Annotated in this window: 11 protein-coding genes; 5 read left to right on the top strand and 6 right to left on the bottom strand. The window is 70.2% G+C overall.

Going from position 1 to position 16,251, the window contains the following annotated elements:
- Positions 1-24: 24 nt before the first annotated feature.
- The 3 genes from AB5J55_RS03025 to AB5J55_RS03015 form a co-directional block, all read right to left on the bottom strand.
- Entirely contained in the window at positions 25-1,041 is a 1,017-nt protein-coding gene (locus AB5J55_RS03025; RefSeq protein ID WP_369269136.1) for a (-)-alpha-amorphene synthase, read from the bottom strand.
- Positions 1,016-2,392: a cytochrome P450 gene (locus tag AB5J55_RS03020; protein ID WP_369269135.1), complete on the bottom strand. Its 1,377-nt coding sequence runs from the start codon at positions 2,390-2,392 to the stop codon at positions 1,016-1,018. The genes AB5J55_RS03025 and AB5J55_RS03020 overlap by 26 nt, the downstream gene beginning before the upstream one ends.
- 336 nt (positions 2,393-2,728) lie before the next feature.
- Positions 2,729-5,155: a penicillin acylase family protein gene (locus AB5J55_RS03015; protein ID WP_369269134.1), complete on the bottom strand. Its 2,427-nt coding sequence runs from the start codon at positions 5,153-5,155 to the stop codon at positions 2,729-2,731.
- Between the two features lie 119 nt (positions 5,156-5,274).
- Here AB5J55_RS03015 and AB5J55_RS03010 point away from each other — a divergent pair, with 119 nt between their 5' ends.
- Complete coding sequence (locus AB5J55_RS03010; RefSeq protein WP_369269133.1) at positions 5,275-6,774, top strand: acyl-CoA synthetase; 1,500 nt, start codon at positions 5,275-5,277, stop codon at positions 6,772-6,774.
- Between the two features lie 27 nt (positions 6,775-6,801).
- Here the strand turns inward: AB5J55_RS03010 and paaK are convergent, their stop codons facing one another.
- From paaK to AB5J55_RS02995, 3 genes are all read right to left on the bottom strand, one after another.
- Positions 6,802-8,097, bottom strand: coding sequence for a phenylacetate--CoA ligase PaaK (gene paaK / locus AB5J55_RS03005; RefSeq protein WP_369269132.1), 1,296 nt, complete (start codon positions 8,095-8,097; stop codon positions 6,802-6,804).
- 246 nt (positions 8,098-8,343) lie between these two features.
- Positions 8,344-10,242, bottom strand: coding sequence for a sulfatase (locus AB5J55_RS03000; protein ID WP_369269131.1), 1,899 nt, complete (start codon positions 10,240-10,242; stop codon positions 8,344-8,346).
- A 116-nt stretch (positions 10,243-10,358) separates the two neighbouring features.
- Positions 10,359-11,987, bottom strand: coding sequence for an acyl-CoA synthetase (locus AB5J55_RS02995; RefSeq protein WP_369269130.1), 1,629 nt, complete (start codon positions 11,985-11,987; stop codon positions 10,359-10,361).
- 178 nt (positions 11,988-12,165) lie between these two features.
- Between AB5J55_RS02995 and AB5J55_RS02990 the strand changes: the two genes are divergently transcribed.
- The 4 genes from AB5J55_RS02990 (at position 12,166) to AB5J55_RS02975 (ending at position 16,241) form a co-directional block, all read left to right on the top strand.
- On the top strand, positions 12,166-12,966 hold the full coding sequence (locus AB5J55_RS02990) for a crotonase/enoyl-CoA hydratase family protein (protein WP_369269129.1): 801 nt from the start codon (positions 12,166-12,168) through the stop codon (positions 12,964-12,966).
- A 94-nt stretch (positions 12,967-13,060) separates the two neighbouring features.
- Positions 13,061-14,032 (top strand): Zn-ribbon domain-containing OB-fold protein, encoded by a 972-nt coding sequence (locus AB5J55_RS02985; RefSeq protein WP_369269128.1) that lies wholly within the window; start codon positions 13,061-13,063, stop codon positions 14,030-14,032.
- A complete protein-coding gene (locus tag AB5J55_RS02980) occupies positions 14,029-15,078 on the top strand; it encodes a thiolase domain-containing protein (RefSeq protein ID WP_369269127.1) in 1,050 nt (349 codons plus the stop codon). The genes AB5J55_RS02985 and AB5J55_RS02980 overlap by 4 nt, the downstream gene beginning before the upstream one ends.
- On the top strand, positions 15,075-16,241 hold the full coding sequence (locus AB5J55_RS02975; protein ID WP_369269126.1) for a thiolase domain-containing protein: 1,167 nt from the start codon (positions 15,075-15,077) through the stop codon (positions 16,239-16,241). The genes AB5J55_RS02980 and AB5J55_RS02975 overlap by 4 nt, the downstream gene beginning before the upstream one ends.
- Positions 16,242-16,251: the final 10 nt, after the last annotated feature.

Here is a 16,251-nt window from a genome sequence, read left to right as displayed (position 1 = left end):
GAAACGGGAGCACGTCAGGAGGGGCTACGGCACGGCCGGCACCGAAGTCACATCCGCGTAGCGAGGCACGGTGCGGGCCCAGTCGTAGCACCCGCGGATCCAGCCGATCATGCCCTCCACATAGGCGATGCCCGTGGGGCTCAACGCCGGTTCGATCCCGGCCCGGAGCCTTTGGAACTGCTCGATGGTGCTGTTGATCTCCTCGATGGCCAGGAGTACGGCCGCCTGCAGGGAGCACCGTCGTTCGCGCTGGTGGGCCAGGGCAAGGTTGATCAGTTCGCCCGCGTGCTGCTCCTTCACCGCGGAGAACAGATCGGCCGTCCACACCGCCGCGTCGGCCGACAGCCGGCTCAGTCGCCGCACGACGGGATGATGCACCTCGGCGTCGGTCAGTTCGCTCGCCCGGGCGCCCTCGTACAGCGGGTAGAACGGCTCGACGCCCGCGGTCAGCGACCGTATGGAGGTGCAGTCGCCGGTGCGCAGCACAAGGGGGTGGGTCTGGGCCACGGCTTCGTACAACAGGCCGTGCACGTATTCACAGCTCTGCCAGGCCCATCGCGCTGCCTGCGCGGGTGTGCAGTGCTCCCGGACCTGGCGGTGGAGATCGGCCAGGGCGGCTCCGAGGCGAGTGCTGGGCGGTCGCCCGTCCCGCAGAATCGCGACACTCTCGCACAGCATGGGCAGCAGCCTGCCCGGAGAGCTTCGACCGAGGTCCTCGGCGAGGTCGTCGAAGACGAACTGATAGGCGATCTGGTGGGCCACGATCTGAAGGACGCCCAAATCCACGGTGGGACTGGTGTAGCTGGCGAGTTCCGCGGGGCGAGTGCGGGCGATCATCGCCGCCACATCCGGTTCGTCCGTCAGCCCCCATACCCTCAGCCATGCGTCGACCCCGGTCGCGGCCTCGGCTTCATGAGGATTCCGCCGGAATGGGAAAGGCATGTGGAGGTTGGTGTCGATCAGGTCCCGGAGGTTGGAGTCCGGCATTCCGTCCGGTACGGCCAGCGTGATTTCCTCATGCGTCGTCGACAACGTGGTCACCTGCCGTTCGGGTGTCCGGCGTGCGCTGAGCGGCCATCGCTCGGGGCGGGCGCGAGTCGGGGGAGGGCACACGGGAACGGGGTTCGCAGATCATGACCAGGGCACGCGGTCCCATCGTGATCCCGGGGCGCGCTTTCCGGTCGGCATGGTCCGGCAGATGGCGCAGGCGCCGGCGGCCGGCGATGGTCGCGAGCGCGAGGGTGGCCTCCACCATCGCGAACTCGTCACCGAGGCATTTGCGGTTGCCCGTGGAGAACGGCATCATCGCGCGACGTTGTTCGGCGGTGGGCCGCCCCGGCAGCCAGCGGTCGGGATCGAAACGCTCGGGTTCCGGGAACGACGAGGGATCGTGGTGCAGGAGGTAGGGGCTGTACAGGACGGCGGCTCCCTCGGGCAGGCGGCATCCGGCGAGTTCCGTCTCCTTGGTGGCGACGCGCGTGAACAGCCAACCGGGCGAGGAGTGGCGCAGCGTTTCGGATACGACGCACCGGGTGTAGACGAGGTACGGCAGATCCTCGGGACCGGGCCGCCGGCCTTCGGCGAGGACGGAGTCGAGCTCGGCGTGCAGACGTCGCTCCGCCTCCGGATTGCGGGCCAGCAGACTGAAAGCGGCGGCCAGGGCGAGCGCCTGGGTCTCGACGCCCGTCAGCAGCAGCGTGATCAGGTGGTCGTGGACCTCCTGATCGGTGATCGCCGACGTCGGTCCGTCGCCGTTCGCGGCCTTCAGCAGCGTGCCCAGCACGTCGTCGCGGTCGGCGCCCCGGCGACGCTCCGCGATCGACGTGTCGATGATCTCGTGCAGGCGCGAGAGCGCGCGCCGATAGCGGCGGTTGGCGGGGGTCGGGAGGCGGAACAGGGCGTCGATCGGTACGACCGTGCGGACGAACAGGCCGCGGACGACCGCGGTGAGACAGTCCCGCACCTCGGCAGTCGTCCGGTCGTCCAGGGAATCGGAGAGGAGGACACGGCTGGTCACCCGTGTCGTGAGCGCCATCATCGCCTCGGTGACAGGAACATCCTGACCGATCGGCCATGCGCGGCACACGGCCTCAGCCTCCTCGGTCACCAGGTCCGTGTACTCGGCGACGTGGGAAGGGCGGAAGGCGGGCTGCAACAGTGTGCGCTTTTCCCGATGCGTCGGCTGTCGGCAGGTGACGAGGCCGTCGCCCATCAGCTTCCCGAGCCTGTCGTACAGCGGGCCCCCCTTGTCGAAGGTGTGCGGGTCCTTGAGCATCGTGTGGACCAGCTCCGGGTGGCACACCATCCAGGCACGCCGGGGGCCCAGCCGTATCTCGACCAGATCCCCGTACGAGGGCAAAGAATTCAGAAACGCCAGCGGTCGGCGGAACAACGGGATACCGTGACCGAGGATGGGGAATATGCCTGGAGCAGTACCTGTCCGCCATACTCGCTCCTGGGCGGGAACATCACGGCTCATGTATACCTCCTGCCTGACGCGGCACGCGAAATCGCTGAACGTGCCACGGACTTGATACTTGAGACAAGTCCTGCCCAGTCCGAGCGGTGTTCGGTTTCCCGAAACCTTTCTCCAAAGGGGCGCACGGGAGCACAGAGTGGCAAAAGAAGCATTCGTCGAAATGGTCGTTTGTGCATCGTGCTTCGACGGGCCGTCTTCATCCGTCACTCAGGTGTGGTCCCGTCCCATAGGGGACGGGACCACAGTCGTTCAGCGTTCGTGCACGCGGATCACCTTCAGGACGGGCGACGACAGGATGTCCTTCTCACAGAACCGCGCCGTCACCCATCGCTCACCCGAGAACAACCGCGTCTGGTCCCGGAAGTGGGCCGAGTTCGGGTTCGACGACTGCGCGTACGTCAGCAGCGTCCGGGCCACCGGGCAGCGGCTGCCGTCCCAGCCCACCGCCTGGATGTGGCTGGAGCCGGTCGTCACCTCGGTGTAGCCCCTCTGAGCCGCCTTCCACACCGGCTCGATCTTGTTCCACACCCCGAGTCCCTCCGTGCCGCCCGGAACGGGGATGCGCTGACCGTTGCGCACGACGAACTGGTGCTCGCCGAGGCGGGAGTCGAGGGCGATGCCCGCCGCCCGCAGTTCGGCGACCGTGTCCGCGAGGGCCGTGGCGAAGCCGGGCGCCGCGGTGTTGAGCGTGTTCGGCGTGCGCACCGGGTCCGACGCCGAGAACGGCACCTTCCACCGCTGGGCGGCCGGCACCTTCGCCGTCAGCTTCCGCCAGAACCGGTCGAAGAGCAGGGCACCCCGGCTGCCGGTGTCCATGGTGCGGTCCCACGCCGCGAGCACCGGGCAGGCTTGCGTGATGTCAACCGCCTTGCCGTCACTGCCCGTTGCCGTGCCGCCCGGCAGCGCGGCGCACGCCTTCGCCATGTCGGTCGCGGCCAGGGCGGCCGCCGGCACGCGGTTCCTGAACTGTTGGCGCTCCAGATCCCGGACGGTCAGACCGCCCCGCTCCGCCATCGCCGCCACGTCCTCGATCGCGCCGCGGGTGCGCAGGGAGCGCTGCGTGCCGATGGTGCCGAAGACCCGCTCGTAGCCGGTGAGCGGCCGGTCGGCATTGGCCAGCCAGGCGCTGTCGTTGGAGTTCTCCGCGTACGGCGCGTCCTTCAGCGTCGGCATGCGCGCGGGCCCGAAGATCCCGGGCTGAACGGCGTCGGCGTCGCTGCCGAGCGCGCAGTCGCCGCGGGAGCCGTCGAGGACCGCGAGTCCCGCGGCCGGGTAGGTGGCCTTGCCGACGTCCGTGGAGCACCGCGCCGCCAGGTCGTCGGTGATGCGGGGCAGCACCTGCGACTGGGTGAAGAGGGAGTGCCCCGAGCGGTCCGCGGCGATGGTGTTCACCCACGGGAGACCCTGGTGACGGGCGAGGGTGGCGAGAACGTCGGCCGTGCCGCGCGCCTTGCTGAAGCCGAGCGAGGTGTCGGCGAACCGCATGTTGGCCGCGTTCGGGTCGTTGAGCGCGTACGCCGTCGTAGCCGTCCACGGCAGCGGGAGGTCACCGTCGGTGGACGCGACGACCGGGCCGTACCGTGTCCACCACTGGGTGCGGCTGACAGGGGCACCGCCCCTGACCGCGACGGTCACGGTCCGCTTCTTCATCCGCTCCGGTCTGCCGTCCACGAGGTAGACCGTGGGGTCGGCAGGATCCAGCGTCAGCCTGTGCAGATTGAACGGGACACCCGTCGCGACGGTGTGGCTCCACGCCACATGGGAGTTGTAGCCGATGGAGATCGTCGGCGACCCGAGCAGGGATCCACCGGCGACGTCGAGCTCGCCGGGAATCGTCTGCTGCGCCTGCCAGAAGCGGCGTCCGCCGTGCCACGGGTAGTGCGGGTTGCCCAGTAGCAGACCGCGCCTGTTGGCCGTGGTGTCACCGCGGAAGGCGACCGCGTTCGACCCCATGTCCGCGTCGGCGGTCCGCTCGCGCACGGCCCGGACCAGGGCCGCGGCATCCGGGCTCGTCCCGATGCCCCTGCCGCGGGCGGCCGAACCGCTGGGCGGCCGGGCGGAGGTGATGTCGTCCACGGCGCCGCCCTGGCCGCCGAGCACCGCGAAGGCGTAGGAGCGCGCGGCCACGTCCAGCGGGGTGATCGGCCGCACCCAGGCCGCGCCCTTGCACGCGGGGTCGGTGATCCGGTTCTGCTTCAGCCAGGTGTTGTACCCGGCGGCGAAGCCACGCATGAGGTCTTCGGCCTGCCGGCTCGGGCCGCGCGGAGCGGGTTCGGCGAGCAACTTCTCCACGGTGCGGGTCTGGCGTACGCCACGGAAGTACAGGTCGCTGGAGAGGTTCGTGGTGGCCGAGGACAGTGACAGGTCGGTCGCCGCGTCCGTGCCGAAGAAACGCGAACGCTCACCGCGCACGGTCACGAACCCGTCGGCGAGCGTGCACACCTGGTCGGCGGCCTGCGCCCAACCGGTGCCGAAGCCCATGGACCTGTAGTCCTTGGCGACTATGTGCGGAATGCCGTACTCGGTATAGCGGACGACGGCGGACAGACCGCCGTGCGAGAGCTGTTCGTGCCGGTTGTGCGGGTCCTGCCGGTCGGCCGCGGCCGCGGGCAGCCCGGCCACGGTGGCGAGCAGGGCGACGGCCGCGACGACGAACCGTCTGGGGCGGGTGCGCATGGTGCCTCCCAACGTCATTGAGGGAAGGAGCCGTTGAGCATACCAACGGGTATGTGTCCCCGGTCAGTGTCGGGCCTGCTTCTTGACCCGTCCCTGCGACGCACCGAGGATCATGTGTCATGACGCCAGGACACGGCAGCACGGTTGACGGAGTGCTGCGCCGCAGCGCCCGACGCACCCCGGCACGCGTCGCGGTCGAGGACCGCGAGCGTGCGTGGACGTACGAGGAACTCGACGAGGCCGTCTCCCGAGCGGCGAGCGTCCTGCTCGACCAGGGCCTCACCCCCGGCGACCGGGTGGCCGCCTACGGCCACAACTCGAGCGCGTATCTGATCGCCTTCCTGGCGTGCGCCCGCGCAGGCCTCGTGCACGTCCCCGTCAACCAGAACCTCACCGGCGACGACCTCGCCTACATCGTCCGCCAGTCCGGCAGCTCCCTGATCCTCGCCGACCCCGGCCTGGCAGGCCGACTGCCCGACGGCGTCCCCGCGATGCCGCTGCGCGACGCCGACGACTCACTGCTGGCACGGCAGGCCACGGCAGCCGCCCACGACGGCCCGGAGCCGCGCGGCGAGGACCTGGTCCAGCTGCTCTACACCTCCGGTACGACGGCCCTCCCGAAGGGCGCGATGATGACCCACCGCGCCCTGGTCCACGAGTACCTGAGCGCGATCACCGCCCTCGATCTGAGCCCCGGCGACCGTCCCGTCCACTCGCTCCCGCTCTACCACTCGGCGCAGATGCACGTGTTCCTCATGCCGTACCTGGCGGTCGGTGCCACCAACATCATTCTGGAGTCGCCCGACGGCGACCAGCTCTTCGACCTCATCGAGGCGGGCCGCGCGGACAGCCTGTTCGCCCCGCCCACGGTCTGGATCGGCCTCGCCGGCCGCCCCGACTTCGCGACCCGCGACCTCGAGGGACTGCGCAAGGCGTACTACGGCGCCTCGATCATGCCGGTGCCGGTCCTGGAGCAGCTGCGTGAGCGGTGGCCGAAGCTCGCCTTCTACAACTGCTTCGGCCAGAGCGAGATCGGCCCGCTGGCCACGGTTCTGGCCCCCGACGAACACAAGGGCCGGATGGACTCCTGCGGCCGGACCGTCCTCTTCGTCGATGCCCGGGTGGTCGACGAGGACGGCGAGGAGGTGCCGGACGGCACGGCCGGCGAGATCGTCTACCGCTCCCCGCAGCTCTGCGAGGGCTACTGGGACAAGCCCGAGGAGACCGCGGACGCCTTCCGGGACGGCTGGTTCCGCTCCGGGGACCTCGCGGTGCGCGACGCGCAGGGCTATTTCACGATCGTCGACCGGGTGAAGGACGTCATCAACTCCGGTGGCGTACTGGTCGCGTCACGTGAGGTCGAGGACGCCCTGTACACCCACGCGTGCGTCGCGGAGGTCGCCGTGATCGGCCTGCCCGACGAGCGCTGGATCGAGGCCGTCACGGCGGTCGTCGTCCCGCGCGGCGAGGTGAGCGACACCGAACTCATCGACCACGCGCGCGAGAAGCTCGCCCACTTCAAGGCGCCGAAGCGGGTGGTGTTCGTGGACGGGCTGCCGCGCAACGCGAGCGGGAAGATCCTCAAGCGGGAGCTGCGGGAGAGGTTCGCTCGCGATTGATCTCGCCGGCGCCCAGGGCAACAGGCCCTAGCGGGGGCGCAGGTCCTGGATGCGCCGGATCTTGCCCACGGAGCGTTCCAGCGACTCCGGTTCGACGATCTCCACGGCGACCGACACCCCGATGCCGTCCTTCACGGCCGCCGCGATGACCTGCGCCGCCGCGTCCCGGGTCTCGGCGGACGCGCCGGGGCGGGCCTCCGCCCGGACGGTCAGGGCGTCGAGCCGGCCTTCACGGGTGAGACGCAGCTGGAAGTGGGGTGCCACACCCGGCGTCCGGAGCACGATCTCCTCGATCTGGGTGGGGAAGAGATTGACGCCGCGCAGGATGACCATGTCGTCGCTGCGCCCGGTGACCTTCTCCATCCGCCGGAACACCCGGGCGGTCCCCGGTAGCAGCCGCGTCAAGTCCCGGGTGCGGTAGCGGATGACGGGCATGGCCTCCTTGGTGAGGGAGGTGAACACCAGCTCGCCGTCCTCGCCGTCGGGCAGCACCTCGCCCGTGATCGGGTCGACGATCTCGGGGAAGAAGTGGTCCTCCCACACATGCAGCCCGTCCTTGGTCTCCACGCACTCCTGCGCGACCCCGGGCCCGATGACCTCCGACAGCCCGTATATGTCCACGGCGTCGATCGCGAACCGCTCCTCGATCTCGCGACGCATCTGCTCGGTCCAGGGTTCGGCCCCGAAGACGCCCACCCGCAGGGAGGTCCCGCGCGGATCGACGCCCTGCCGTTCGAACTCGTCGAGGAGGGTGAGCATGTACGACGGCGTCACCATGATGATCTCGGGCTTGAGATCCTGGATCAGCTGGACCTGGCGGGCCGTCATGCCGCCGGACGCGGGGATGACCGTACAGCCGAGCCGTTCGGCACCGTAGTGCGCGCCGAGCCCGCCGGTGAACAGCCCATAGCCGTACGCCACATGCACCTTGTCCCCGGGCCGGCCGCCCGCCGCCCGGATGGACCGGGCCACCATGTCGGCCCACAGGGACAGGTCGCCGTCCGTGTAGCCGACAACCGTGGGCCGGCCGGTCGTGCCGCTGGACGCGTGGATGCGGCGGATACGGTCCTGCTCCACGGCGAACATCCCGTACGGGTAGTTCTCGCGCAGGTCGGCCTTGGTCGTGAACGGGAAGTGCGCCAGATCGGCGAGCGAACGGCAGTCGTCGGGCCGTACGCCCGCCTTGTCGAAGGAGTCCCGGTAGAAGGGCACGTTGTCGTACGCATGCCGCAGCGACGTCCGCAACCGCTCCAGCTGCAACGCCCGCAACGCTTCCGGCGCGAGCCGTTCCCCCGAGTCCAGCAGCTCCGTCGCATCCGCCATGGGGACTTCTCCCTCGCCAACCGCGCCAATCCGGACGACCGATCATTCGGTCTGGGTGTTCGGGATCAGTAATCCAGGAGCTCGTTGATCAGGCAAGGGGGCGGGCCGCACTTTCTGCGAGTGAGAGCGCGCAGCGGGAAGTGCGGCGGGAGGGACGGGACAACGCCACTGGCGCCCTGCCGCCCCGAGGGACGGAGGGCGGCGCGTCCCGACGTTCGGTATGACTCGGCTCGACCCGAGTGGTCCTCACTTCGCCTGCGGCCCGTACGCCGTCATGAAGCGATCCCGGAACTTGTCCATGCCCCAGGTCGGAGCGTTCTGCTCGGGCTTGAGGCCGTCCGTCCAGTGCCAGTCGGCGATCCTTTCGAGGACCTTCGGGTCGCGGGCGACGACCGTGACGGGGACGTCCTTGCTGGTGCTGCCGGCGGTGACGGTCGGCACGGGCTGGTGGTCGCCGAGGAAGACGAGGACCGTGTCGTCGGTGCCGTAGCGCTCGACCCATTCGGTGAGGCTGTGGATCGAGTACTCGATGGCGCGGCGGTACTCGGTGCGGACGCGCTCGGGGTCCTTCCAGACCTCCTTGGGGTCCGTGCCCTCCTTCTTGATCCGGTGGAAGACCGAGCCGTCGCCGAGGTCGTCCCAGTCGATCATGCGCGCGATGGGTGACCAGGGGTTGTGGCTGGAGGCCAGGATGATCTCCGCCATGATCGGCTCGCGGTCCTTCTTGCCGTGCTCCAGACGCTGGAAGGCCTCCAGGCTGAACTGGTCGGGCACGGGAGTCCAGCTGAAGTACGGGCCCTGGTAGCCCAGGTGCTCGGAGTCGTAGATGTGGTCGAGGGCGAAGTATTTGCCCTCCGGCCAGGCCCGCCGCACGCCGGGCACGACGCCGACCGTGCGCCACGCGCCGGTCTTGCGGAAGTAGCTGTTCAGCGTCGCGCGGTCGCTGGTCGTCAGACTCCGGTACCGCTGCTGGTTCTTGATCCACAGACCGGAGAGGAAGGTGGAGTGGGCGAGCCAGCTGCCGGCCCCTGTCACCGGGGACTTCAGCCAGGCGCTGCGCGACTGGAACCCGGCCGCCTTGAGCCTGCTCGTCCCCTCCTTGAGCGTCGCGTCGAGCTGGGGTGCCATCGCAGGGTCGTCGATGGCTACACGGCCGTAGCTCTCGATGAACGTGAACAGGACGTCCTTGCCGCGCAACCCGGTCAGCAGCTGGTCCGGCGGGGTCTTCGCGAAGGCGTCGACGGCCGCCTGCTTCTGGAAGACCCGCCCGTCCCTGAGGCCCGCGCGCACCTGCTCGACACGGTTGTTGAGGAACTCGGCGTTGCCCTTGGTGGCGAGCGGCACGCCGGTGACCTGGATGCCCAGCGTCATGCAGGTGATCCACGCGGTACCGAGGATCAGCGTCGTGCGGGCGGCGACGGCACGGTGGCCGACCATGAGGTTCGTCACCCGCACCATGGCGAGCGTCATGAGGACCAGCACGGCGACGAACAGCACGATCACGCCGACGACCGCCAGCACCTGCCCGGTCCGGCCGAAGGACTCCCGCACGAACTCCGCCGCGTCGTCGAGCAGGATCCAGTCCAGGACCAGGTCGAAGGGGCGGGCCAGCACCTGGTAGAAGCCCATGTCGACGAACTTCAGGACGGTGAGCAGCCCGAGCAGCGCACCGGAGACCACCGCCATCAGCCGCCGTGACCGCGGTGGCAGGGCCAGCAGCAGGCCCGCGAGCAGGATCCCCTCGGCGGGGAGACGGAAGAACGCCTCGGGGCCGAGCCGTTCGAGCCGGTTCGGCACGAGGAGCGCGAACAGCAGGAACGCCCCGGCCAGCACGGTCGTGCCCACGGTGACGCCGCGTGCCGTACGGGGGTAGCGGCGGCGCCAGCCGAACCAGCCGGGGGACGGGGAGCCGGGCGGCTCCGCAGGGCTGCTCGCCTCGGCCGGGTCGGTGCCTTCGACCGCCGCCGCCGCCTCCGCCTCAGCCGGGTCGGCCCCCTCGGCCGCCTCCTTCGCCTCGGCCGGGTCGGCCTCCTCGACCGCCGTTTCCCCCTCAGCCGCGTCGACCGCCTCGGCGGCCTCGCCCGCTTCAGCCGTTGTCGAGTCCTCCGGCTCTCGTGTTACCTGCTCTGCTGCCTCCTGCGACACCCGGAGGTCCTCCCGTGCGGTCTTGCGATGGCATGGCAAACAGCGCCCGATGATCGAGCCTGCCACCACGAGTACGTCCGCACGTCACCTTAGGTTCAATCAGACCTGCCCGGAATTCATCCGTCCGCTGCCGCCGCCACCTCGCGCGCCCACCGGTAGTCCGCCTTGCCGCTGGGCGAGCGCCGGATCGAGTCGGTGATCACCAGCTGGCGGGGGATCTTGTAACCCGCGAGATGGGAGCGGCAGTGCGTCTGGATGTCCGCCAGCGACGGCCGTACCGCCCCCGCCCGCAACTGCACCACGGCCGCCACGTGATGCCCCCACTTCGGGTCCGCCACCCCGGCCACCAGGGCGTCGTACACGTCGGGGTGGGACTTGAGCGCCTGCTCGACCTCCTCCGGGTACACCTTCTCGCCTCCGGTGTTGATGCACTGCGAGCCGCGGCCCAGCACCGTGACGACGCCCTCCGCGTCGACCGTGGCCATGTCGCCGAGCAGCACCCACCGCTCGCCGTCCTTCTCGAAGAAGGTCTCGGCGGTCTTCCCCGGGTCGTTGTAGTAGCCGAGCGGCACGTGACCGCACTGCGCGACCCGGCCCACCTCGCCGACGGCGACCGGCTCGTGGGTCGCCGGATCGACCACCTGCGTACGGGAGTTGACGCGGATGCGGAAGCCGCGCTCGGGGCCGGAGTCCTCGGTCGCCGTACCGTTGAAGCCGGATTCCGAGGAGCCGAAGTTGTTCAGCAGCATCACGTTCGGAACCAGCTCCTGGAACTGCCGGCGCACCGTGTCCGACATGATCGCCCCGGACGACGACACGCTGAACATCGACGAGCAGTCCGTGCCCTTCATCGGCCCGTTCAGCGCGTCGACCAGCGGCCGCAGCATCGCGTCGCCGACCAGCGAAACGCTGGTGACCTTCTCCTTCTCGATCGTCCGCAGGACCTCCTCCGGGACGAACTTGCGGTGGATCACGATGCGTTGGCCGAAGTTGAAGCCGATGAAGGCGGTCAGCGTGGACGTCCCGTGCATCAGCGGGGCGGTCGGGAAGAAGGTGATCCCGTCGCCGCCGGCCGCCACCCGCTCGGCGAGTTCCTCCGGCTTCTTCACCGGCTCGCCGGTGGGCGCCCCTCCGCCCAGGCCCGAGAAGAACAGATCCTCCTGGCGCCACATCACGCCCTTGGGCATCCCCGTGGTGCCGCCGGTGTAGATGATGAACTGGTCGTCGCCCGACCGCGCCGGGAATCCGCGCTCGGGCGACCCGGCGGCCTCGGCATCCGTGAAGGCCACGGCGGGCACGACCGGCGCCTTGGCGGCGCCCGGGGTCACGCTGCCCACCCGCACCAGATGCCGCAGCCCGTCCACCCGCGGCAGTGCCGCCGCCACCCGGTCCGTGAACTCCGCCTCGAAGACCAGGGCCACCAGATCGGCGTCCCGGTAGAGGTACACCAACTCCTCTTCCACGTAGCGGTAGTTGACGTTGACGGGAACGATCCGCGCCTTCAGGCAGCCCAGCACCGTCTGCAGGTACTCGATGCCGTTGTAGAGATGGAGCCCGAGGTGTTCGCCGGGGCGGATCCCGCTGTCGATCAGATGGTGCGCGATCCGGTTGGCGGCCGCGTCCAGCTGCGCGTACGTCAGTCGGCGCTCCACGCCCGTGCCCGGGTGGTCGATGTACACGAGCGCCTCGCGGTCGGGAACCGCGTCGACGACCGACTCGAACAGGTCGGCAATGTTGTACTCCACCGCTCCTCCTGACCTCGGCCACGGCCTGGCTCTCCAACGGTTCGCCGGTCATCAGAGCAAAGGGCGGCACAACTGTGAAGCCTCCGCGCAAAAGAATCTGACTGACTGTCAGAAAACCCTTGAAGTGCCTCCGCGCCTACTGCAACCTGTTCTCGTTCTGTAAGAGGGGAGACTGGTCATGGCTGGGACGGAACATCTCGCCGTGCGGCGCGAGGGCGCCACACTGGTGCTCACGCTCAACAGGCCCGAGGCGAAGAACGCGCTCTCGTTGCCGATGCTGGTCGGCCTCCACGACGGCTGGGCCGAGGCCGACGCGGACGACTCGATCCGCTCGATCGTGTTCACGGGGGCCGGTGGCACCTTCTGCGCGGGCATGGATCTCAAGGCCCTGGCCGGGAACGGCATGGCGGGCGAGCAGTACCGCGACCGGCTCAAGGCCGATCCCGACCTGCACTGGAAGGCGATGCTCCGCCACCACCGGCCGCGCAAGCCGGTGATCGCGGCGGTCGAGGGGTACTGCGTGGCGGGCGGCACCGAGATGCTCCAGGGCACGGACATCCGGGTCGCGGGCGAGTCGGCCACGTTCGGGCTGTTCGAGGTGAAGCGCGGTCTGTTCCCGATCGGCGGCTCCACGGTCCGTCTGCAACGCCAGATCCCGCGCACCCACGCCCTGGAGATGCTGCTCACCGGCCGCCCGTACAGCGCCCGCGAGGCCGCCGGCGTCGGCCTGATCGGGCATGTCGTCCCCGACGGCACGGCACTCGCCAAGGCCCTGGAGATCGCCGAACAGATCAACGCCTGCGGCCCGCTGGCCGTCGAGGCCGTCAAGGCGTCGGTCTACGAGACGGCCGAGATGACGGAGGCCGATGGTCTGGCCGCCGAGCTCAAGCGCGGCTGGCCGGTCTTCGACACGGCGGACGCCAAGGAGGGCGCCCGCGCCTTCGCGGAGAAGCGGCCACCCGTCTACAAGCGCGCGTAGCGCCGCGCCGGCCCGGGCCCTTTGGAGCCCGAAGGCCGTATGCGGCTTGCCGCCCGCCTCCCGCACCCCGACCTCCGAAGGAGGCACGCTCTCGATGCCCGAAGTCCTCAAAGCACCGCTCGTCGTCGAGTTCCCCTTTACCCGTTCCCTCGGCCCCGTCCAGAGCGCCTTCCTCACCGGCCTGCGCGAACGCGTCGTGCTGGGGGTACGGACCAGCGACGGCCGCACGCTCGTCCCACCCGTCGAGTACGACCCCGTCACCGCCGAGGAGATCCGCGACCTGGTCGAGGTCGCCCCCACCGGCACGGTCACCACCTGGGCCTGGAACCACGCCCCCCGCCGCGACCAGCCCCTCGACACGCCCTTCGCCTGGGCACTGGTCCGCCTCGACGGTGCCGACACCGCCCTCCTGCACGCCCTCGACGCCCCCGGCCCCGACGCCGTGCACACCGGCATGCGTGTCCGCGTCCGCTGGGCCGGGGAACGCACCGGCGCCATCACGGACATCGCCTGCTTCGAGCCGTACGACGACGCCCCGGAGGACCACGGCCCGGACGACGGCAGCTCGGCCCAACCGGTGCGTCACACCGGCCGGTTCGAGGACCCGATCACCGGCATCGTCGCCGCCGCCCGGCTCGACTACACGTACTCACCGGGCCGCGCCCAGACCGCCTACATCAACGCCCTGGCCGAGCGACGCAACGTCGGCGAACGCTGTCCGTCCTGCCGCAAGGTGTACGTCCCGCCGAGGGGTGCGTGCCCCACATGTGGCGTGGCCACATTGGAACAGGTTGAAGTGGGCCCCAGCGGCACAGTCACCACGTTCTGCATCGTCAACATCAAGGCGAAGAACCTCGACATCGAAGTGCCGTACGTCTACGCCCACATCGCCCTCGACGGCGCCGACCTCGCCCTGCACGCCCGTATCGGCGGCATCCCGTACGACCAGGTGCGCATGGGCCTGCGGGTCGGACCGGTGTGGACCCAGGGCTCCCGCTTCCCCGACCACTACCGGCCCACGGGCGAGCCCGACGCGGACTACGACACCTACAGGGAGCTGCTGTGAACCGCGAGATCGCCGTCGTCGCCTTCGCGCAGACCGACCACCGGCGCACCAGCGAGGAGCTCTCCGAGGTGGAGATGCTCATGCCTGTCCTGCACGAGGTGCTGGCGCAGACCGGCCTGAAGACCGCCGACATCGGCTTCACCTGCTCCGGCTCCAGCGACTACCTCGCCGGCCGTGCCTTCTCCTTCACCCTCGCCCTCGACGGCGTCGGCGCCTGGCCGCCGATCTCCGAGTCGCACGTCGAGACGGACGGCGCCTGGGCGCTGTACGAGGCGTGGACCAAGCTGCTGACCGGGGACGCCGACACCGCGCTCGTCTACTCCTACGGCAAGTCCTCACCGGGTCCGCTCCGCGACGTCCTCACCCGCCAGCTCGACCCCTACTACGTCGCCCCGCTCTGGCCCGACTCCGTCGCCCTGGCCGCCCTCCAGGCCCAGGCCCTCATCGACGCCGGCGACACGGACGAACCCGCGCTCGCCGCCGTCGCCGCCCGCAGCCGCACCGACGCGACCGCCAACTCGCATGCTCAGCTACGGGGTTCGGTGCCACAGGGGGAGTACGTCGTACGACCGCTGCGTACCGGCGACTGCCCGCCCATCGGTGACGGTGCCGCCGCGGTGATCCTCGCGGCGGGGGAGCGGGCCCGCGAACTGTGCGACCGGCCCGCCTGGATCCGCGGCATCGATCACCGCATCGAGGCACACAGCCTGGGCGTCCGTGACCTGACCGACTCGCCCTCGACCCGGCTCGCCGCCGAGCGGGCCGGTGCGTTCGAACGGCCTGTAGACACCGCGGAGTTGCACGCGCCCTTCACCTCCCAGGAGATCGTCCTGCGCAAGGCGCTGAAGCTCGGCGACGGCGTGCGCGTCAACCCCTCCGGCGGAGCGCTCGGCGCCAACCCCGTGATGGCCGCCGGACTCATCCGCATCGGAGAGGCCGCCGCCCGTGTCCACCGGGGCGAGTCCGACCGGGCACTCGCGCACGCCACCTCCGGACCCTGTCTGCAACAGAACCTGGTCGCCGTACTCGAAGGGGATCCGCGATGAGCAAGGAGCCCGTGGCCGTCGTAGGCATCGGCCAGACCAAGCACGTCGCGGCGCGCCGGGACGTGTCGATCGCCGGGCTCGTGCGGGAAGCGGCCCGAAGCGCCCTCGACGACGCCGAGTTGACCTGGGCCGACATCGACGCCGTCGTCATCGGCAAGGCGCCCGACTTCTTCGAGGGCGTCATGATGCCGGAGCTGTACCTCGCCGACGCGCTCGGCGCGGTGGGCAAGCCCATGCTGCGGGTGCACACGGCCGGCTCGGTCGGCGGATCCACGGCGCTGGTCGCCGCCAACCTGGTCGCGGCCCGCGTGCACGGCACCGTGCTGACCCTGGCCTTCGAGAAGCAGTCCGAGTCGAACGCCATGTGGGGACTGTCCCTGCCGATCCCCTTCCAGCAGCCCCTGCTCGCCGGGGCGGGCGGCTTCTTCGCCCCGCACGTGCGCGCGTACATGCGGCGCAGCGGCGCGCCCGACACGGTCGGCTCGCTGGTGGCGTACAAGGACCGGCGCAACGCGCTGAAGAACCCCTACGCCCACCTGCACGAGCACGACATCACCCTGGAGAAGGTCCAGGCCTCGCCCATGCTGTGGGACCCCATCCGCTACTCGGAGACCTGCCCCTCCTCCGACGGCGCTTGCGCGATGATCCTCACCGACCGCGCCGGAGCCGCCCGCGCCCCCCGCCCGCCCGCCTGGATGCTCGGCGGGGCGATGCGCAGTGAGCCCACCCTCTTCGCCGGCAAGGACGCCGTGTCGCCGCAGGCCGGCAAGGACTGCGCGGCCGACGTCTACCGGCAGGCGGGGATCGCCGACCCGCGCCGGGACATCGACGCCGCCGAGATCTACGTGCCGTTCTCCTGGTACGAGCCCATGTGGCTGGAGAACCTCGGCTTCGCCGCCGAGGGCGAGGGCTGGAAGCTCACCGAGTCCGGCGTGACCGAGCTGGACGGCGACCTGCCCGTCAACATGTCGGGCGGCGTCCTCTCCACCAACCCCATCGGGGCGTCCGGCATGATCCGGTTCGCGGAGGCGGCCCTCCAGGTGCGCGGTCAGGCCGGAGAACACCAGGTGGAGCGGGCCAGGAGGGTCCTCGGGCACGCCTACGGAGGCGGGTCCCAGTTCTTCTCGATGTGGCTCGTGGGAGCAGAACCCCCGACGTCCTGAAAGGTCCCCC

Source organism: Streptomyces sp. R11, assembly GCF_041051905.1.
Lineage (GTDB): Bacteria > Actinomycetota > Actinomycetes > Streptomycetales > Streptomycetaceae > Streptomyces.
This window is presented reverse-complemented; position numbering and strand designations above follow the sequence as displayed.